This is a genomic window from Phytopseudomonas seleniipraecipitans (assembly GCF_900102335.1).
GTDB lineage: Bacteria > Pseudomonadota > Gammaproteobacteria > Pseudomonadales > Pseudomonadaceae > Aquipseudomonas > Aquipseudomonas seleniipraecipitans.
Genome location: NZ_FNBM01000006.1, coordinates 273,582 through 291,207 on the forward strand (window position 1 = coordinate 273,582; position 17,626 = coordinate 291,207).

A 17,626-nucleotide genomic window follows, 5' to 3' on the forward strand; every position below is an offset into this window, starting at 1 on the left:
CCTGAGCAACACCTGCTGACAGGCGATGGCCTACCTTGATGACCTGTCAGCCTTGCCGGAAACGCCCATGAACGTGGATGTGGTTATCGTCGGAGCCGGCCCCGCCGGCCTGTGTTTTGCGCGCGCCCTGTCGGGCCATGGATTGGCGATTCGGCTGGTCGAGCGTCAGTCCATCGATGAGCTCATGATGCCCTCGGCCGATGGGCGCGAAATCGCCCTCACCCACGCCTCACAGCACACGCTGCAGGCCCTCGAAATATGGCCGCATTTGCGTGCAGACGAGATCGCTGTACTGCGCGATGCGCAGGTGCTCAACGGCCCGTCCCCTTTTGCTTTGCGCATCGCGGCGGCTGCAGCCGGCCACGAGCGGCTCGGCTGCCTGGTGCCGAATCAGGCGATTCGGCGTGCGGCGTTTGCCTCGGTAAGCGACTGTGCCGACATTGAGATAGTGAGTGAATGCACCATCACCGCGCTGCACAGTTCAGAACACCAGATATCGCTAGAGCTGAGCGACGGTCAGCAACTGAAAGCTCGCGTACTGGTGGCCGCCGACAGCCGCTTCTCGGAGACGCGCCGCAAGCTGGGCATTGGCGCGCGGATGGAAGATTTCGGCAAGACCATGCTGGTTTGCCGCATGGCCCACCAACGCTCACACGAGCAGGTCGCCTGGGAGTGGTTCGGCTATGGCCAGACGCTCGCCCTGCTGCCGCTCAACGGCAACTGCGCTTCGGTGGTGCTGACATTGCCGCCAGAGCAGATGACCGAGATGATGAGTCTCGACGCGGCGGCTTTCGCGCGCGAGATCGAGCGGCGTTTCGAGCGGCGTCTGGGCGCGATGCAGCTGCTCGGCGAGCGCTACACCTACCCGCTGGTGGGCGTTTTTGCGGAGCGTTTCGCCGGACGACGCAGCGCATTGATCGGCGACGCGGCGGTCGGCATGCACCCGGTGACCGCTCACGGTTTCAACCTCGGCCTGCAAAGCCAGAAGCGTCTTGCCGATGCGCTGCTCGATGCCCTGCGGCGTGGTCAGGATATCGGCGCCCCCGCCGTACTGCAGCGTTACGCCAGCGACCAACAGCGCGCCAGTTGGCCGCCTTATCAGGCCACCGGCCTGCTGGTGCGGCTGTATACCGACGAGCGCCGCCCCGCTCGTTTGCTACGCAACGCCGGCCTGCGCCTGGCGCAGCACCTGCCACCGTTCAAGACAGCACTGGCCCGCCACCTGACGCAGCCCTTGCGCTGACTCAGCTGTCCGCGGCGCGCTGCATGTTGACGCGCTGACGCCACTCCATATACGTCTTGAGGAACAGCGTGAACAGAGCCATGCACGCCAACAGCGCCGCGGCAGTGAAGGCCGCGACCGGTTTGTAGTCGTTGTTCAGTTGATCGACCAGCAGCGGCAAGGTCAGGGTTTGATTAAGGATAGTGCCGGACACCACCGAAACCGCGCCGAACTCACCCACCGCACGCGCATTGGTGACTACCACGCCGTACAGCAACGCCCATTTGATGTTGGGCAGTGTGATGTGGCGGAAAATCTGCCAGCCATTGGCGCCCAGGCACAGCGCCGAGGTTTCTTCATCATTGCCCTGGGACTGCATCACCGGAATCAGGATGCGCGCCACATACGGCGCGGTGACAAACACCGTGACCATGACAATCCCCGGCCAAGCAAACATCAGCTGCATGTCGCGCTCGTAGAACCAGCGCCCCAGCGTGGTCTCGAGCCCGTACACGACCAGGTAGCAGAGGCCTGCGACCACCGGCGACACCGCGTAGGGAATGTCCACTAGGGTGGTGAGCAGCTTGCGGCCGCGGAAGTCGTAATGGGTTACGCACCACGCCAACATGATGCCGAAGCACAGATTCAGCGGCACGGTGAGCGCAGCAACCAGCAAGGTCAGGCCGATGGCGTGCTGCATGTAGTCCTGGGATAGGTTATCGGCCAGCGCACTCCAACCACCGCTGAGTGCCTTGGTGAAGATCAGCGCCAGAGGAACCAGCAGGAGCAGCGCGACTGCGCCCAAGCCGAGAAGAATGAGTAACCATTGATGCCAGTGTTGAGGCTTTTTCATCGACTTTGCCTCTGCCATTTGAACAACCGCCCCTGCACAACCTGCAGTGAGAACAGCAGGAACAAGGAGGCCAGGAGAATCACAGAGGCAATCGCCGCCGCCGCCGGGTAGTTGAACTCCTGCAGGCGCACGAAAATCATCAATGACGACACTTCGGTTTTGTAGGGAATGTTGCCGGCGATCATGATCACTGCACCAAACTCGCCCAGGCTGCGCACGAACGATTGCGATGCGCCGGTTATCAACGCCGGCGCCAGACTCGGCAGCACCACGTGCCTGAAGCTTTGCAACTTGTTCGCGCCGAGCGTGCTGGCCGCCTCTTCGTATTCGGTACCGAGACTCTGCAACACCGGCTGCACCGTGCGCACCACGAAGGGCAAGCTGGTGAACACCATGGCGATCAGCAAACCGGGATAGGCGTAGGCGATCTTGATGCCGACCGCCTCGAAGTACTGGCCGAGCCAGCCGCCGGGCACCAGCAGGGTCGCCAGGGTCAGGCCTGCGACCGAAGTCGGCAGTGCGAACGGTAGATCCACCAGCGCATCGATCAGGCGACGTCCCGGGAACTCGTAGCGGGTAATGATCCAGGCGATCAGCAAGCCGACCAACAAGGCGATAACGGTCGCGTAAAAGGCACCGCTAATGGTCACCTTGTAACTCTGTACCACGCGAGGATCACTGATTGCCTGCCAGTACTGCGCCCAGCTCATGTCGCTGACATAAATCAGCAACGCCGACAGCGGGAACAGGATCACTAGGGACAAGTAGAAGACGCTGAAGCCGAAGCTCAGGCCGAAGCCCGGTAGCAACGGATTCTGCAGAAAGAAAACGGGGGTCTTGCTCACTCGGAAATCCTTGAAATGCACAAACCGCCGAGGGTCGGCGGTTTGTGTAATACAGCTGATGCGGTTCAGCCCTCAGTGATCGTCACGATCTCGGAAGCCGCAGGGCCAACGCGCAGCAGATCGCTGCAGTCAATTACCGGCCTTCGGCCAGAAGCTGGTCAAGAATAGCATTGCCATCGAAGTGCTTGGCAGTGATCTCGTCCCAAGTGCCGAGTACGTCGGTCGGGTTGATCAGGCGCAGCTCCTGGAACTGGGCAGCGGTTTCGGCTGCCACTTCCTTGTCCTGCACACGGTAGTGGTAGGTGGTCAGCAGCTTCTGGATGTCCTTGCTGTACTGGAAGTCCAGGTAGGCTTTGGCGACATCGCGGGTGCCCTTCTCGTCGACCACCTTGTCGACCACAGCGACCGGGAATTCGGCCAACACACTCACCGGCGGCACGACCACTTCGAACTCGCCGGATTTGAACTCTTCGCCCTTGGCGATATTGACCACTTCCGACTCGAAGCTCAGCAGCACATCGCCCTGCCCGTTCTGGGCGAAGGCCACGGTGGCGCCACGGCCGCCGGTGGGGAAGTTCTCGACATTACGCAGTACCTTGCCGACGAATTCCTTGATCTTGGCTTCGTCGCCTTTGAACGCCTCGTTGGCATACAGCCAGGCGCCCAGGTAGCTGTAACGGGCGTTGCCGGAGGTTTTCGGGTTGGGGAATACCAGCTTCACGTCGGAACGGGCCAGGTCGTCCCAGTTCTTGATGTTCTTGGGGTTGCCCTTGCGCACCAGGAAGGCAGTAGTGCTGTAGTACGGCGAGCTGTGGTTGGGGAACTGCTCGGCCCAATCCTTACGCACCAGGCCACGCTTGGCCAGGATGTCCACGTCGGTAACCTGGTTGAAGGTCACGGTATCGACCTTCTTGCCCTGAATGATGTCCTGAGCCTGGCGCGAGGTGCCGGCGAACGACTGGTCGATCTTCAGATCCTTGCCGGTCTCGGCCTTCCAGTGTGCCTGGAACTTGGGATTGATCTCGGCGAACAGCTCACGTGCCACATCATAGGACGCATTGAGAATCGGCTTGTCCGCCGCCGCTACGACAGCGCTGCCAAGCAGCGACGTGGTGACGGCAGTCGCCAGCAGGATGTTCTTCAGCATGATCCGGGGTTTCCTTACGAAGGGGGCAGTTGACGGCAGCAGTGTGCTTGACGGCCTTATGCCTTTAAAGAACCTTTTTATCATAACCATATTCCACTACACACTAGGGGCTGTTGACGTTATATGCACGGCTACGCCGTAGCCCATTTTGCCGCGAGGCAAGGAACGCCTTCATCACGGCAGAACGACGCCGGGCGCCGCAGGTCTGAACCCTCAGAAAGACGGGCCTCCGTCGTTTCACCCCATGAAGGTAACTGGTATGCAAGAACAAGCAGACGGCAAGACACCCGGCCTGTCAGCCGAAGAAGAGCGCGAGATCGACGAGAAGCTGCCGCCGCGGGCGGCGGTGTTGCATGAAACCATCAGGATCCAGGGCGACCATGAGCTGGAACGCAGCATCGCAGCATTATGGTGGTCGGCGCTGGCCGCCGGGCTGACCATGGGCCTGTCGCTGATGGCCATGGGTTTGTTCCGCTCTCGGTTGGGCCCCAGCGATGAAAGTCATGTGATCGCCAGCCTCGGTTATTCGGCAGGCTTTCTGGCGGTGATCCTCGCCCGTCAGCAACTGTTTACGGAAAACACCCTGACCGCCGTGCTGCCGGTGATGAGCAAGCTGACCCTGAACAATGTCGGGCGACTATTGCGTCTTTGGGGAGTGGTGCTATGCGGAAACTTGGCCGGCACCCTGCTGGTGGCTTGGGTGATGCTGCGCCTGCCGATTTTCGATACCCAGACCGACCTGGCGTTTCTGGAAATCGGCCGTAAGGTGATGGAAAACGACGTGTCCAAGATGCTTGCCAAAGGCATCGTCTCGGGCTGGATGATCGCCACCATGGTGTGGATGATCGCCTCGATGGAAAGCGCCAAGATCGCCATTATCGTGATGATCACTTACCTGATGGCACTGGGTGACTTCACCCATATCGTGGTCGGCTCGGTAGAGGTGTCTTATCTGGTGTATGCCGGCGAAGTAAGCTGGGGCGATTTCTGGCTGTTGTTTGCGGGGCCTACCCTGGCCGGCAATATCATCGGCGGCAGCTTTATCTTTGCCCTGATCAGCCATGCACAGATCCGCAGCGAGCGTGACGTGATTGCCAAGCGCGAACGCGACAAACACAAGTTGCTGGAGGAGTTGCGCCGCAATCGCAAGGACTGACTGTGCAAGATCGCCAAAGGCCTCAAGGCCGCCTTTCTCGAAGTCGAGCCTTCGAAGACGTCGCACAGGGCGCTATCTAGTTCAACGCTGATCAGCTACCCGGGTTGGCGTAGGCTTCCTCGAAGAAGTAATCCTTCCAGGACGCTGCCTTGTTCTTCAGCACGCCCAGCTCATGCAGCTTTTCGGCATAGATGAAGGTGCGCTGTGGCGATACGGTAAAGTCGTTTTCCGGGTCTTCGATGATTTTCTTCACGAAGGCCAGCGGCAGTTTGGAGTTCTCGACCTTGATGTAGGTCTCGGCCGCAGCAGCCTTGTCGGCCTTGATGATTTGCGAGGCCTCGACCAGCGCGTCGTAGAAGGCTTTGTAGGTCTTCGGGTTGGCGTCGTGGAATTTCTCGGTGGCGTACAGCACGTTGAACGTCGCCTGGCCGCCGAGGATGTCGTAGGAGCTGATCAGCTTATGCACGTTGGGATTTTCCAGCGCCTGGTACTGGAATGGCGGGCTGGAGAAATGCGCGGTGATTTCCGAGCCACCCTTGGTCAGCGCCACGGTGGCGTCCGGGTGTGGCAGGCTCACGGAAATTTTGTCGAAACGCTGAAAATCGGCATTGCCGTAGAGCTTGGCGGTTTCGATCTGAAGGGTGCGCGACTGGAAGCCGACACCCGCTGCCGGTACGGCAATGCGGTCCTTTTCACCAAGATCATCCAGGGTCTTGACCTCGGCGCGGTTGCTCAGCAGGTAGTTGGGCATGGAGCCTAGCGCCGCGACGGCCTTGACGTTCTGCCGACCGTGAGTGCGATCCCAGACGGTGAGCATCGGCGGCACGCCGGCCGATACCACATCAATGGCGCCGGCCAACAGCGCCTCGTTCATTGCCGTGGCGCCGGAAATGGTCCGCCATTCGACCTCGATGTCATCCAGCCCCTGGGCCTTGGCGTGCTTCTCGATCAGTTGCTGGTCCTTGACCACATGCAGCACCAGATAACCGATGCCGAACTGCTGGGCGATGCTGATCTTGCCTTCCGCATGAGCCGCCAGCGGGTTTGCCAGGGCGCCTAGTAGGCCAAGAGCGGTGGCCAGACGGCCAAGTTTCAACGTGTTGGTCATCATTTCTTCTCGTTATGTGAGTTCAAGTGTGTTGCAGGCAACGGTTGTGTTAGCGCTGCATCCCCCAGCGCTTGACGGTGACGCGCTCCAGGGTGGCGAACACCAGGTTTTCCACCAGCAGACCAATCAGGATCACGGCGGCCAGACCGGCAAACACCTTGTCGGTGTACAGCTCGTTGCGGTTCTGGAAGATGTACCAGCCCAGGCCGCCCTTCCCGCTCGACGCACCGAACACCAGTTCGGCAGCGATCAGCGTGCGCCAGGCGAAGGCCCAGCCGATCTTCAGGCCGGCGAGGATCGACGGCAGCGCAGCAGGCACCAGAATGAACAGCACGAAGCGCAGGCCCTTGAGGCCATAGTTGCGCCCGGCCATGCGCTGGGTTTCCGACACACCGAGAAACCCCGCGTAGGTGTTGAGCGCCAACGCCCAGAGCACCGAGTGCACCAGCACGAAGATCAGGCTGTTCTCGCCCAAGCCGAACCACAGCAGCGACAGCGGCAGCAGCGCGATGGCTGGTAGCGGGTTGAACATCGAGGTCAGGGTGGACAGCAGATCACGGCCCAGCTGCGTCGACACCGCCAGGGTGGTGAGCAAAAAGGCCAGGCCGATACCGATCAGGTAACCCTTGATCAGCACCGACAGGGAAATGGCGGTCTTCTCCACCAGCTCGCCGGTACCTACACCCTCGATAAAGGCGCGCGCAGTCTGCAAGAAGCTGGGCAGCAGCAGGTCATTGCCCTGATAGCGGGCCGCGAGCTCCCAGATCAGCGCCAGCCCGAGCAGGATCACCGACTTGCGCAGCCAGCCCTGCTGCCACAAGCGCTGCCCCAGAGACAGCTCGCGCTCGACCTTGAGGCCGGGCAACGGTTGAAGGGGGATTTCGTATTCCTCACGCCGTGTGGGGGAAAGATTCATGCTTGAACGCTCCTCAGTAGGCGATGCGGATATCGTGAAAGCCCAGCTCGGCGCCTTGGCCGCTGTCGACCTCCTCGTCGAACAGCAGGCGATGGATGCGTTGCGCAGTCTGCTGGAAACCCACGCCGCCAAGGCTGTGCAGGTCGTACTGATGGCTGTTGATCTCCGCCCGCACTCGGCCGGGATGCGGCGACAGCAGCAAAATTCGGTTACCGACGATCAGCGCCTCTTCGATGGAGTGGGTGACGAACAACAGGGTGAAGCGCACCTCCTCCCACAGTTCCAGCAACTCCTCCTGCATCTTGCGACGGGTCAGTGCATCGAGCGCGGCGAAGGGCTCGTCCATCAGCAGGATCTTCGGCTGCATGGCCAGGGCCCGGGCGATGGCCACACGGGCTTTCATGCCGCCGGACAGCGTATGCGGATAGGCGTCGGCGAAGGCGGCCAGGCCGACCTTCTCCAGGTAATGCAGGGCGCGCTCCTCGGCGTCCTTGCGACCCAGGGTGCGCGAGGCCAGCAGCGGGAACATCACGTTCTGCTTGACCGTCTTCCACGGCGGCAACTGATCGAACTCCTGAAACACCACGATGCGATCCGGGCCCGGCTCGCGGACGTGGGCGCCGTCGAGGCGAATGCTGCCGCCAACCGGCTCGATGAAGCCGGCGACCGCCTTGAGCAAGGTGGATTTACCGCAGCCTGATGGGCCGAGCAGCACGAACCGATCGGCACGGTCCACCGCAAAGCTGACTTCGTGGGTGGCGCGCACCACGCGCTGCGGTGTGCGGTACTCGAGGCTGACCTTCTCCACCTGCAAAACGGTGTCGAAGGCGCCTCGGTCCAGTGTGCTGGCCGTGTGGCCTGACAGAGGAGCATTCATGGTTTCAGCTTCCCTGGCCGATGGCGGCGTCTTCGAAGAAGTAGTCCTGCCAGGTGGCCGGTTTGTTTTTGATGGCGCCGACGCGGTGCAGGAAGTCGGCCAGCGGATAGGTGTTGGTGGGGGTGACGGTGAACTGGAATCGATCGTTGTCGATAATCTTCAGCAGATCCTCGCGGCCGATCTTGGCGCCGGTGACGCGGATGTAGGTGTCCGCTGCCGCGCCCTTGTCTTTCTGGGCGAAATCGGCCGCTTCGGCCAATGCACCGACGAAGGCCTTGTAGGTCTTGGGGTTATCGCTGCGGAATTTCTCGGTGGCATACAGCACCGTCGGCGAGTTCGGGCCGAGTAGCTCGTAGGTATCGAGCACCACGTGCACATCCGGGTTTTCCAGCGCCTGATTCTGGAACGGCGGATTGGAGAAGTGCCCGGTCAGCTCGGTGCCACCCGTCTTCAGGGACGCGGTGGCATCCGGATGCGGCAGCGCCACGGTGTATTTATCCAGGCGATTGAATTCCTTGTCGCCCCACTGCTTGGCGGCGGCGTACTGCAGGAAGCGCGATTGCACCGACACGCCCACCGCCGGAACGGCGATGCGATCCTTCTCGGTGAAGTCGGCGATGGTCTTGACCTTGGGGTTGTTGCTCAGCAGGTAGTACGGGAAGTTGCCGAGCGAGGCCACGCCCTTGACGTTCTGGCGACCGTGGGTGCGATCCCAGACAGTCAGCAGCGGGCCGATGCCGGCACCGGCGATATCGATGGCGCCGGACAACAGCGCATCGTTGACCGCCGAGCCGCCGGAGAGCTGCTGCCAGTCGACCTTGATGTCCAGACCTTCGGCCTTGCCATGTTTCTCGATCAGTTGCTGATCACGCACCACGTTGAGCAGCAGGTAAACGATACCGAACTGCTCGGCGATGCGGATCTGCCCTTCGGCGTGGGCGATTTGCGGCGCCAGGCTGCCTGCCAGCAGGCTGAGACTCAGTACGACGCCGCCGGCGAGGCGGCCAAAACGGGGAACGAAGGGAAAGCGCTTACCTGCCGACATGTCGAGGCTCCAGTCAAAGGTGCAGAAAGTGGGTATTAGCGAACGAGTTGCAGCAGGTTGTTTTCCAACGAGCTGTCAAAAAGGCACATCGCCCTGAATCGTGGTGCGGTGCATGCGCCGGCGCAGATGGCTCGGGCAGCCGGTCGCCAGATGGATCAGCGCGCGGTTGTCCCAGAACACCATGTCGTTCGGCTGCCACTGGTGGCGGTAGATGAATTCGGGCTTCGCGCTGTGGGCATAGAGCTCGCCGAGGATCTGCCGGCTCTCATCCTCGGGGACGTTGAGAATGTGGGTGGTGAAGTTCTCGTTGACGAACAAACCTTTGCGCCCGGTTTCCGGGTGGGTCCGCACCACCGGATGGACCACGGCCTTGACCTCGGCCAACTGCGCCTCGGTCAGTGTCGGGCGGCGGATGCCCTTGAACACTTCATCGGCATAGCGGGCGGTGTAGGAATGCGCCGCACGCTTGCCATCGATGGCCTGGCGCAGCTCGGCCGGCAGTGTCTCGTAGGCCAGTTGCTGGCTGGCGAACAGCGTATCGCCGCCCTCTTCCGGCAGCTCCTGGGCGAGCAGCATGGAACCCAGGCTGGGGAATTCCTTGTAGGACAGATCCGAGTGCCAGAACTTGCCGGCATCGCCGAGACCGATCGGCTGACCGTTCTCGACGATATTGGAAATGATGAAGACTTCCGGGTGGTTGGCCAGCAGGAACTGCTTGAGCACGTGAATCTGCAGCACGCCGAAACGACGGCTGAAATCGATCTGCTGCTGGGGCGTAATGTGCTGGTCGCGAAACACCACCACGTTGTAGTCGAGGTGAGCTCGGTGAACGCGGGCGAAATCGGCGTCGTTCAGCGGGCGGCTCAGGTCCAGGCCGACGATTTCGGCACCGACTGCAGCAGCGAAGGGACGGACATCGAAACGCTGCGTTGGCTGTTGATAAGCAGCATTGAGAGATGCGGCAGGCATATTGCGACTCCACACGTAAGGGCGCCAGTAAGGCGCATCTCAGAAGCAGGTGCTGGCACCTGGATTCAATCGTGCGGCGCGCCGGTTAGCCGGCAGGTACGCATGGCAAAACTATATAGCTATAAGAAATTAAATTTAAATATCTTTTTGGAATTTACTTATGGCCGTTCAGTCGCGACTAAAAGCGCGCCTGCGAAACGAAAACGCCGACAGAAGCGAAGCCTCTGTCGGCGTAGTCAACTGCGAGCATTCGCTCGCGATAAATCAGAACGCCGGAACGACAGCGCCCGAGTATTTCTTCTCGATGAAAGCCTTCACTTCCGGGCTGGTCAGCGCATCGGCGAGTTTCTGGATGGCTTCGCTGTTCTGGTTATCAGGGCGTGCGACTAAGTAATTCACGTAAGGCGAATCCTTGTCTTCAAGCACCAGCGCATCTTCGGTTGGGTTGAGCTTGGCTTCCAGCGCGTAATTGGTGTTGATCAGGGCCATGTCGACTTGGTTCAGCACGCGCGGCAGCATGGCGGCCTCGAGTTCCTTGAACTTGAAGTTGTGCGGGTTGGTCGCCAGATCCTTTGGTGTGGCCTGGGCATTGTTCGGATCTTTGAGGGTCAGCAGCCCGGCATGCTGCAGCAGCAACAAGGCGCGGCCGCTGTTACTGCCTTCGCTGGGAATGGCGATGGTGGCGCCGTTCGGAAGTTCTTTCAGGCTTTTATATTTGCTTGAGTAGCCACCAAACGGCTCGACGTGCACACCCTTGACGATCACCAAATCGGTGCCACGGCTTTCGTTGAAGCTGTCGAGGTACGGCTTGGTCTGGAAGTAGTTGGCGTCCAGTTGTTTCTGCGCGACCTGCATGTTGGGCTGCACGTAATCGGTGAAAACCTTGATCTGCAGATCCACGCCCTGCTCGGCCAGCTTCGGCTTGATCAGCTCAAGAATCTCGGCATGGGGTACCGGCGTAGCCGCGATGGTGAGTTTTTCAGCGGCGAATGCCTGGGTGGTCAGAACGGTGGCCAATGCGGCCAGCAGAAGCGTTTTTTTCATGATTGTTCTCATTAGTACCACTGGATCTACAGCGGCATGGTGATGGGTCAGCCGTAACCTGATACGACGGCGCGCTGACAATAAGGCTGTCGTTTATACGATGAAAATACTTTTAATTCATCCATATATTTCTTTTAAGAATATAGAGATGCTATGCACTTGTTGTGTTTCGGGCTGTCACTTCTAAAGTGTTAGTCATCCATCCTGCCGCGGTGCCCGCCATGATCAGTGACGCCCTGAGCCGCTTCGAGCGCCTCGAACTGGTTCCCCATGCCACACCGCTGCAACACTTGGTGCGCCTCTCGCATCACGCTGGCCGTGACATTTGGGTCAAGCGCGATGACCTGACGCTTTTCGCCCTCGGCGGCAACAAAGCGCGCAAGCTGGAGTACCTCGGTGCCGATGCCATGGCGCAGCATGCCGATACGCTCATCACGGCAGGTGCGATCCAGTCCAACCATGTGCGTCAGACAGCGGCCCTGGCGGCCAAGCTCGGCCTCGCCTGCGTCGCGCTGCTGGAAAACCCAATCGATACCCAGGAGCAGAACTACCTGCACAACGGCAATCGCTTGCTGCTGGACCTATTTGGTACTCGTGTGGAGGTCGTCGATAACCTGGACGAACCGGACATGCTGCTGATGGCCAAGGCCGAGCGGCTGCGTGCAACCGGCAAGCAGCCTTATGTGATCCCCATCGGCGGGTCGAACGCACTCGGTACGCTCGGCTATGTGAAGGCGGGGCTGGAACTCGCCGAGCAGATCGCGGACAAGCAGTTCCCGGCTGGCACCCTGGTGCTGGCATCAGGTAGCGGCGCGACTCACGCTGGCATTGCGCTGTCGCTGGCCCATGTATTGCCGGAGTGGCGCGTGATCGGCGTCACGGTTTCGCGATCCGCCGAATTGCAGCGAAACAAGGTACTCGGGCTGATTGACCGTACCGCGGAGCTGCTGGGCATCAGCGTGCCGGAGAGCCTGTCCATCGAGCTGTGGGATGAGTATTACGGCCCCCGGTACGGTGAGCCGAATACCGGCACCCTGGATGCAATCCGCCTGCTCGCCAGCAGCCAGGGGCTGTTGCTCGACCCGGTGTATACCGGCAAAGCGTTTGCCGGCTTGCTGGACGGCATTCACAAGGGCTCGTTCGAGGAAGGCAAGCCGATCATTTTCCTGCACACCGGCGGCGCGCCCGCGCTGTTTGCCTATCAATCGTTGACGCTCTGATTTATCTATATAATTTTTAGTTATTTTCTCGACCGGCCAAGCATCTCTAGAGTGCTGCGTCCCAATCCACTGTCCGAGGCTCAACCATGACAATCGCCACACTGCGTCGCCATTTCCTGATCGGTAGTCTCGGCCTTGCGCTCTTTGCCGGCGTTGGCAGTCAGGCTTTCGCCGCTGATGATCTGCAGAAGATCAAAGACAACGGCAGTATCAAGGTGGGCCTTGAAGGCACTTACCCGCCGTTCAACTTTCAGGACGAGAGCGGCAAGCTGGCCGGGTTCGAAGTGGACCTCGCCACCGCGCTGGCCAAAGAGCTGGACGTGAAAGTCAGCTTTCAGCCGACCAAGTGGGACGGCATTCTCGCCTCCCTCGAATCGGGCCGCATCGACATTGTGATCAATCAGGTCACCATCTCCGATGAGCGCAAGAAGAAGTACGATTTTTCCACGCCCTACACCGTATCCGGCATCCAGGCCCTGACCCGTAAAAACGAAGCTGACACCATCAAGACGTCGGCCGATCTGGCCGGTAAAAAGGTCGGTGTGGGCCTCGGTACCAACTACGAACAGTGGCTGAAGGAGAACGTCCCGCAGGCCGATATTCGCACCTACGACGACGACCCGAGCAAGTTCCAGGATCTCAATGTGGGCCGCATCGACGTGATCCTTGTTGACCGCCTGGCAGCGTTCGAAATGGTCGCTAAAACCGGTGACCGCATGGCTGTCGCTGGTGAGGCCTTCTCCCGCCAGGAATCGGGTATCGCGATGCGCAAAGGCAACCCCGAACTGCTTGCGGCCATCAATAAGGCCGTTGAAAAGCTGCGTAGTGACGGCACGTTGAAACAACTCTCTGAAAAGTGGTTCAAGGCTGACGTCACGCAATGATGCAAGACAACCTGCAGTTGGTGCTGGATTCCCTGCCGTTTCTGCTCAAGGGAGCCATTTGGACGATCGTACTGAGCCTCGGCGGCATGTTTTTCGGCATGCTGCTGGGCTTCGGGCTTGCGTTGATCAGGCTCTACGCCATCGCGCCATTGGGCTGGTTGGCCAGGGTGTATATCTCGTTCTTCCGGGGTACACCGCTGCTGGTGCAGCTATTCATCATCTACTTCGGCCTGCCGGAGCTGGGGCTGCAACTGGAGCCGCTGACCGCCGCACTGATTGGCTTTTCGCTGAACATGGCGGCCTACGTCGCAGAGATCATGCGTGCGGCCATCGCTTCTATTGATCGTGGCCAATGGGAAGCGGCGGCCAGCATTGGCATGAGCAAGAGCCAGACGATGCTGCGCGCCATCCTGCCACAGGCAGCGCGTACTGCCCTGCCGCCGCTGGGGAACAGCTTCATCTCGCTGGTCAAGGACACTGCGCTGGCCGCGACCATCCAGGTGCCAGAGCTGTTTCGCCAGGCGCAGCTGATCACGGCGCGTACATACGAAGTCTTCACCATGTACCTGGCGGCCACCTTGATCTATTGGATACTCTCCAGCGTGCTGGCGCATCTGCAAAACCGACTGGAAGCGCGGGTCAACCGCCATGAGGCGGAAAACTGATGGCCCTATCGGACCTGAACAGAAACATGATCACCGTTCGCAACCTGACCAAAGCCTTCAAGGGCCAGACCGTTCTGGCCGGTATCGATCTGGATATCGCGCCCGGCGAAGTCGTCGCCATCATCGGCCCCAGCGGCTCGGGCAAGACCACCCTGCTACGCTGCCTCAACCTGCTGGAAACCCCGGATAGCGGCAGCATTCGCGTGGCTGACATCGAGATCGACGCCAGCAAACCGATCAGTCAGCAGCAGGGACTGATCCGCAAGCTGCGCCAGCACGTCGGCTTCGTGTTCCAGAGCTTCAACCTGTTTCCTCACCGAACCGCCCTGGAAAACGTCATCGAAGGCCCGGTAGTGGTGAAGAAGCAGCCTCGCCCACAAGCCGTCGAGTTGGGTCGGCAGCTGCTGGCCAAAGTCGGTTTGGCAGGCAAGGAAGATGCTTTTCCGAAACGCCTCTCTGGCGGGCAGCAACAGCGCGTGGCAATTGCTCGGGCGCTGGCCATGGAACCGCAGGTGATCCTCTTTGACGAACCGACTTCAGCGCTGGACCCGGAACTGGTTGGCGAGGTGTTGGCGACTATTCGCGCGCTGGCCGAAGAAAAGCGCACTCTGGTGATCGTCACTCACGAGATGAGCTTTGCCAGAGACGTGGCCAACCGCGCGATATTCATCGACAACGGCGTTATCGTTGAACAGGGCGATGCCCGCGAGCTGCTCAGCGCGCCCAAGCAGGCACGCACGCAGCAGTTTCTCAGCAAGTTTCTCGGCGCTGCCGAGGGCGCGCCTTAAGCGTTCAGCAGCAACGACAGCCGATTGTCAGTCGCGATCGAGCAAGTGAAACCTGGGCAGCGAAAAGCGCCAGCGAATAGCCGCAAGCCGAATTGCCAGCACCACCAGCATGGAAATGCCGGTATCCAGCCAGTGCGGCGTTTCCAGCATGCGCATCAGCACGAAGGTCACCGCACCGGCCAGGCAGGCAGTGGCGTAGATTTCCTTCTTGAAGATCAGCGGGATCTCGTTGCAGATAACGTCGCGCATCACACCGCCGGCAACGCCGGTCATGATGCCCATGATCACTGCCGTACTGGATGGCATGGCGTACTGCAGCGCCACTTCGGTACCGATTACGGTAAACACTGCCAGGCCGAAGGCATCGGCAATCAGCAGGCCCTTTTCGTGGATCGGCCGCGTCAGACGCACCCAGATCACCGTACCGACCGCTGCCAGCGAGGCGACCAGGATATAGGTGTCGTTGCGGATCCAGCTGACCGGATGGTTATCGAGGATCACATCGCGCAAGGTGCCGCCACCCAGCGCGGTGATGATGGCGATGACCAGCACGCCAAACAGATCCATGGACTTGCGTCCGGCCATCAGCGCGCCGGTGATGGCGAACACCGCCACCCCGAACAGATCCGCGAGATAGAACAGCTGGCTCATCGACAAGTCAGTTCACCGGAGTACGCAAGGTAACGAATTCCTCGGCGGCACTCGGGTGTACGCCGATGGTTTCATCGAATATCTGTTTGGTCGCCCCCGCCTTCAGTGCAATGGCCAGGCCCTGAACGATCTCGCCGGCATCGGGGCCCACCATGTGGCAGCCCAGCACGCGATCGGTCTTGGCATCGACCACCAGCTTCATCAGCGTGCGCTCGTCGCTACCGGTGAGGGTCAGCTTCATCGGCCGGAAGCGGCTTTCAAAGACCGTCACTTCATGGCCTGCCTGGCGCGCCTGCTCTTCACTCAGCCCGACGGTGCCGATGTTGGGCAGGCTGAATACCGCGGTGGGGATCATTCGATAATCGACCGGACGGTATTCGTCGGGCTTGAACAGCCGGCGCGCCACGGCCATGCCTTCAGCCAGCGCCACCGGCGTCAGTTGCACACGACCGATCACGTCACCAATGGCCAGAATCGAAGGCGCCTTGGTCTCGTACTGTTCATTGACCTCGATATAGCCTTTGTCATCCAGGCTCACACTGGTGTTTTCCAGGCCCAGGTTGTCGAGCATCGGGCGCCGTCCGGTCGCATAAAAAATGCAGTCGGCCTGCAGCGTGCTGCCATCCTTCAGGGTGGCTTGCAGGCTGCCATCAGGCTGTTTGTCGATACGCACGATATCGGTGTTGAACTGCACGTCCAGGCCGCGTTTGCTCAGTTCTTGATGCAGGTGGGTGCGCAGCGAGGCATCGAAACCGCGCAGGAACAGATCACCGCGATACAGCAGTGACGTCTTGGCGCCCATACCGTTGAAGATCGAGGCGAACTCAACGGCAATGTAACCACCGCCAACCACCAGAACGCGCTTGGGCAGTTGCTCCAGGTAGAACACCTGGTTGGAGTTGATGGCATGCTCGCGCCCGGGGATATCTGGGATGTGCGGCCAGCCACCGGTGGCGATCAGGATACGCTCGGCGCTGTAGCGTTTACCGTCGACTTCGACGCTGTGCTCGTCGAGCAACCGGGCGTGGCCTTCAAGCAGGGTCACGCCGCTGTTGAGCAACAGCGTGCGGTAGATGCCGTTGAGGCGTTCGATTTCGCGGTTCTTGTTGGCGATCAGCGTCGGCCAGCTGAACGTGGCCTCGTCAGGCGTCCAGCCAAAACCCGAGGCTTGTTCGAAGTCATCGGCAAACTGGGCGCCGTAGACCAGGAGTTTCTTCGGCACACAGCCGACGTTGACGCAGGTGCCGCCCAGGTAGCGGCTTTCCGCCACCGCCACGCGCGCCCCGTATCCCGCCGAAAAACGCGCAGCACGCACACCGCCGGAACCGGCACCGATTACAAATAGGTCGAAATCGTAGGTCATCACAGCCTCCTGAACAGGTGCAAAGCATACCGTAAACGGGCCGCTCTGCCCGCCCGGCGCTCAAGCCAAACTTATCGTTGCTGCAGCAGGTCTAGAGCCATTAACAGAGGAGTAAGACCATGCGCCCCATCCTCACCCACCTCGCGTTGCACGTGCCTGATCTGCCAGCCTGCATCACGTTCTACGAAGATTTCTGCGGCATGCAGGTCATTCACCGCCGGCCCGGCAAAGGCTCACAGATTGTCTGGATGGCCGAGCCCGGCCGGGAAAGCGAGTTCATCTTCGTGATCATGCCCGGCGGCCAGCCACGCAAGCTGGCGAGCAACGATTACAGTCACTTCGGCTTTGCCCTGAACAGCCGCGAAGAAGTCGATGCCATCGCCGCCAAAGCCGAGGCAGCTGGCTGCCTGATCTGGGCGCAGCGCGACGAGCCCTACCCGGTTGGCTATTACTGCGGTGTTCGGGACCCGGCCGGGCATTACATTGAATTCAGCTTCGGGCAACCGCTCGGCCCGGGCGCCCGCCCCATCAACGCAGCCTGTCTAGTCCTGAAATAGGTTTACACCGTTTCAGTTAGATTTGTGGTTCCAAAAACGCCCGATGCACCGCATCGGGCGTTTTGTATTTCAGGGCCAGATGTGGACGCTCCGTGTTATAGATCCTGACCGCCTCGTTGACCATCGACCTAGCCTGCTCTAAATCACTGGAGCTGCGCAGCAGCAGTTCGCTCTTCAGAATTCCGTTAACCCGCTCCGCAAGCGCGTTCTGATAGCAGTCGTAGCCATCGGTCATCGAACACTGCACACCGTGATACTTGTGCAGCGCTTGGTAGAGCGCCGAGCAATACTGGATGCCGCGATCGGAGTGATGGAT

19 protein-coding genes are annotated in these 17,626 nt (G+C 60.4%); 7 read left to right on the forward strand and 12 right to left on the reverse strand.

The genetic code is table 11. From position 1 onward, the window contains the following. The first annotated feature begins 67 nt into the window (after nt 1–67). Entirely contained in the window at nt 68–1,243 is a 1,176-nt protein-coding gene (gene ubiM / locus BLS60_RS14845; protein WP_092369508.1) for a 5-demethoxyubiquinol-8 5-hydroxylase UbiM, read from the forward strand. A 1-nt stretch (nt 1,244) separates the two neighbouring features. Here ubiM and cysW read toward each other — a convergent pair whose 3' ends face one another. The 3 genes from cysW to cysP all read right to left on the reverse strand — a co-directional run bounded on the left by cysW (nt 1,245) and on the right by cysP (nt 4,067). Continuing rightward, entirely contained in the window at nt 1,245–2,075 is an 831-nt protein-coding gene (gene cysW / locus BLS60_RS14850; protein WP_070883192.1) for a sulfate ABC transporter permease subunit CysW, read from the reverse strand. Next, nucleotides 2,072–2,920, reverse strand: a complete 849-nt coding sequence (cysT, locus tag BLS60_RS14855; protein WP_070883191.1) for a sulfate ABC transporter permease subunit CysT — start codon at nt 2,918–2,920, stop codon at nt 2,072–2,074. Before cysT ends, cysW begins: the two co-directional genes overlap by 4 nt. A 133-nt stretch (nt 2,921–3,053) precedes the next feature. Then, nucleotides 3,054–4,067, reverse strand: a complete 1,014-nt coding sequence (gene cysP, locus BLS60_RS14860) for a thiosulfate ABC transporter substrate-binding protein CysP (RefSeq protein ID WP_070883190.1) — start codon at nt 4,065–4,067, stop codon at nt 3,054–3,056. A gap of 259 nt (nt 4,068–4,326) precedes the next feature. On the opposite strand from cysP, the gene BLS60_RS14865 reads away from it, so the two are divergent. Further along, on the forward strand, nt 4,327–5,223 hold the full coding sequence (locus BLS60_RS14865) for a formate/nitrite transporter family protein (protein ID WP_070883189.1): 897 nt from the start codon (nt 4,327–4,329) through the stop codon (nt 5,221–5,223). A gap of 91 nt (nt 5,224–5,314) precedes the next feature. Here BLS60_RS14865 and BLS60_RS14870 read toward each other — a convergent pair whose 3' ends face one another. The 6 genes from BLS60_RS14870 to BLS60_RS14895 all read right to left on the reverse strand — a co-directional run bounded on the left by BLS60_RS14870 (nt 5,315) and on the right by BLS60_RS14895 (nt 11,182). Next, a complete protein-coding gene (locus BLS60_RS14870; protein ID WP_092369511.1) occupies nt 5,315–6,331 on the reverse strand; it encodes an ABC transporter substrate-binding protein in 1,017 nt (338 codons plus the stop codon). Between the two features lie 49 nt (nt 6,332–6,380). Beyond that, nucleotides 6,381–7,247 carry an ABC transporter permease gene (locus tag BLS60_RS14875; protein ID WP_092369461.1) on the reverse strand — a complete coding sequence of 289 codons (867 nt, stop codon included), beginning with the start codon at nt 7,245–7,247 and terminating at the stop codon, nt 6,381–6,383. A 13-nt stretch (nt 7,248–7,260) separates the two neighbouring features. Continuing rightward, nucleotides 7,261–8,124, reverse strand: coding sequence for an ABC transporter ATP-binding protein (locus BLS60_RS14880; protein WP_092369464.1), 864 nt, complete (start codon nt 8,122–8,124; stop codon nt 7,261–7,263). A gap of 4 nt (nt 8,125–8,128) precedes the next feature. Then, on the reverse strand, nt 8,129–9,169 hold the full coding sequence (locus BLS60_RS14885) for an ABC transporter substrate-binding protein (protein WP_092369467.1): 1,041 nt from the start codon (nt 9,167–9,169) through the stop codon (nt 8,129–8,131). Between the two features lie 75 nt (nt 9,170–9,244). Next, nucleotides 9,245–10,138 carry a TauD/TfdA dioxygenase family protein gene (locus BLS60_RS14890; protein ID WP_092369470.1) on the reverse strand — a complete coding sequence of 298 codons (894 nt, stop codon included), beginning with the start codon at nt 10,136–10,138 and terminating at the stop codon, nt 9,245–9,247. Between the two features lie 264 nt (nt 10,139–10,402). Next, nucleotides 10,403–11,182, reverse strand: a complete 780-nt coding sequence (locus BLS60_RS14895) for a MetQ/NlpA family ABC transporter substrate-binding protein (RefSeq protein WP_070883183.1) — start codon at nt 11,180–11,182, stop codon at nt 10,403–10,405. A gap of 221 nt (nt 11,183–11,403) precedes the next feature. Between BLS60_RS14895 and BLS60_RS14900 the strand changes: the two genes are divergently transcribed. The 4 genes from BLS60_RS14900 to tcyN all read left to right on the forward strand — a co-directional run bounded on the left by BLS60_RS14900 (nt 11,404) and on the right by tcyN (nt 14,739). Continuing rightward, on the forward strand, nt 11,404–12,402 hold the full coding sequence (locus BLS60_RS14900) for a D-cysteine desulfhydrase (protein WP_070883182.1): 999 nt from the start codon (nt 11,404–11,406) through the stop codon (nt 12,400–12,402). An 86-nt stretch (nt 12,403–12,488) separates the two neighbouring features. Then, the gene (gene tcyJ / locus BLS60_RS14905; RefSeq protein WP_092369473.1) at nt 12,489–13,286 is read left to right on the forward strand and encodes a cystine ABC transporter substrate-binding protein; all 798 of its coding nucleotides are present in this window, start codon (nt 12,489–12,491) and stop codon (nt 13,284–13,286) included. Further along, nucleotides 13,283–13,951: a cystine ABC transporter permease gene (gene tcyL / locus BLS60_RS14910; protein WP_070883180.1), complete on the forward strand. Its 669-nt coding sequence runs from the start codon at nt 13,283–13,285 to the stop codon at nt 13,949–13,951. The genes tcyJ and tcyL overlap by 4 nt, the downstream gene beginning before the upstream one ends. Before the next feature lie 26 nt (nt 13,952–13,977). Beyond that, nucleotides 13,978–14,739 carry an L-cystine ABC transporter ATP-binding protein TcyN gene (gene tcyN / locus BLS60_RS14915; protein ID WP_092369514.1) on the forward strand — a complete coding sequence of 254 codons (762 nt, stop codon included), beginning with the start codon at nt 13,978–13,980 and terminating at the stop codon, nt 14,737–14,739. Between the two features lie 27 nt (nt 14,740–14,766). Here the strand turns inward: tcyN and BLS60_RS14920 are convergent, their stop codons facing one another. Together BLS60_RS14920 and gorA are read right to left on the reverse strand one after the other, a co-directional pair. Next, complete coding sequence (locus tag BLS60_RS14920) at nt 14,767–15,390, reverse strand: trimeric intracellular cation channel family protein (RefSeq protein WP_070883201.1); 624 nt, start codon at nt 15,388–15,390, stop codon at nt 14,767–14,769. Between the two features lie 7 nt (nt 15,391–15,397). Next, the gene (gene gorA, locus BLS60_RS14925; RefSeq protein ID WP_092369476.1) at nt 15,398–16,753 is read right to left on the reverse strand and encodes a glutathione-disulfide reductase; all 1,356 of its coding nucleotides are present in this window, start codon (nt 16,751–16,753) and stop codon (nt 15,398–15,400) included. A gap of 119 nt (nt 16,754–16,872) precedes the next feature. On the opposite strand from gorA, the gene BLS60_RS14930 reads away from it, so the two are divergent. Continuing rightward, the gene (locus BLS60_RS14930) at nt 16,873–17,310 is read left to right on the forward strand and encodes a VOC family protein (protein ID WP_092369479.1); all 438 of its coding nucleotides are present in this window, start codon (nt 16,873–16,875) and stop codon (nt 17,308–17,310) included. A 16-nt stretch (nt 17,311–17,326) separates the two neighbouring features. Here the strand turns inward: BLS60_RS14930 and BLS60_RS14935 are convergent. Beyond that, on the reverse strand, nt 17,327–17,626 hold a 300-nt coding region (locus BLS60_RS14935), incomplete at its 5' end, for an integrase core domain-containing protein (protein ID WP_143024608.1).

Excerpts from the sequence above, each read along its gene's own strand:
- BLS60_RS14875 (WP_092369461.1), bottom strand. The coding sequence starts at position 7,247 with ATGAATCTTTCCCCCACACGGCGTGAGGAATACGAAATCCCCCTTCAA.
- BLS60_RS14895 (WP_070883183.1), bottom strand. The coding sequence starts at position 11,182 with ATGAAAAAAACGCTTCTGCTGGCCGCATTGGCCACCGTTCTGACCACC.
- BLS60_RS14920 (WP_070883201.1), bottom strand. The coding sequence starts at position 15,390 with ATGAGCCAGCTGTTCTATCTCGCGGATCTGTTCGGGGTGGCGGTGTTC.
- tcyJ (WP_092369473.1), top strand. The coding sequence starts at position 12,489 with ATGACAATCGCCACACTGCGTCGCCATTTCCTGATCGGTAGTCTCGGC.
- cysW (WP_070883192.1), bottom strand. The coding sequence starts at position 2,075 with ATGAAAAAGCCTCAACACTGGCATCAATGGTTACTCATTCTTCTCGGC.
- BLS60_RS14880 (WP_092369464.1), bottom strand. The coding sequence starts at position 8,124 with ATGAATGCTCCTCTGTCAGGCCACACGGCCAGCACACTGGACCGAGGC.
- BLS60_RS14930 (WP_092369479.1), top strand. The coding sequence starts at position 16,873 with ATGCGCCCCATCCTCACCCACCTCGCGTTGCACGTGCCTGATCTGCCA.
- BLS60_RS14890 (WP_092369470.1), bottom strand. The coding sequence starts at position 10,138 with ATGCCTGCCGCATCTCTCAATGCTGCTTATCAACAGCCAACGCAGCGT.
- BLS60_RS14900 (WP_070883182.1), top strand. The coding sequence starts at position 11,404 with ATGATCAGTGACGCCCTGAGCCGCTTCGAGCGCCTCGAACTGGTTCCC.
- tcyN (WP_092369514.1), top strand. The coding sequence starts at position 13,978 with ATGATCACCGTTCGCAACCTGACCAAAGCCTTCAAGGGCCAGACCGTT.
- BLS60_RS14865 (WP_070883189.1), top strand. The coding sequence starts at position 4,327 with ATGCAAGAACAAGCAGACGGCAAGACACCCGGCCTGTCAGCCGAAGAA.
- BLS60_RS14885 (WP_092369467.1), bottom strand. The coding sequence starts at position 9,169 with ATGTCGGCAGGTAAGCGCTTTCCCTTCGTTCCCCGTTTTGGCCGCCTC.
- tcyL (WP_070883180.1), top strand. The coding sequence starts at position 13,283 with ATGATGCAAGACAACCTGCAGTTGGTGCTGGATTCCCTGCCGTTTCTG.
- BLS60_RS14870 (WP_092369511.1), bottom strand. The coding sequence starts at position 6,331 with ATGACCAACACGTTGAAACTTGGCCGTCTGGCCACCGCTCTTGGCCTA.
- ubiM (WP_092369508.1), top strand. The coding sequence starts at position 68 with ATGAACGTGGATGTGGTTATCGTCGGAGCCGGCCCCGCCGGCCTGTGT.
- gorA (WP_092369476.1), bottom strand. The coding sequence starts at position 16,753 with ATGACCTACGATTTCGACCTATTTGTAATCGGTGCCGGTTCCGGCGGT.
- cysP (WP_070883190.1), bottom strand. The coding sequence starts at position 4,067 with ATGCTGAAGAACATCCTGCTGGCGACTGCCGTCACCACGTCGCTGCTT.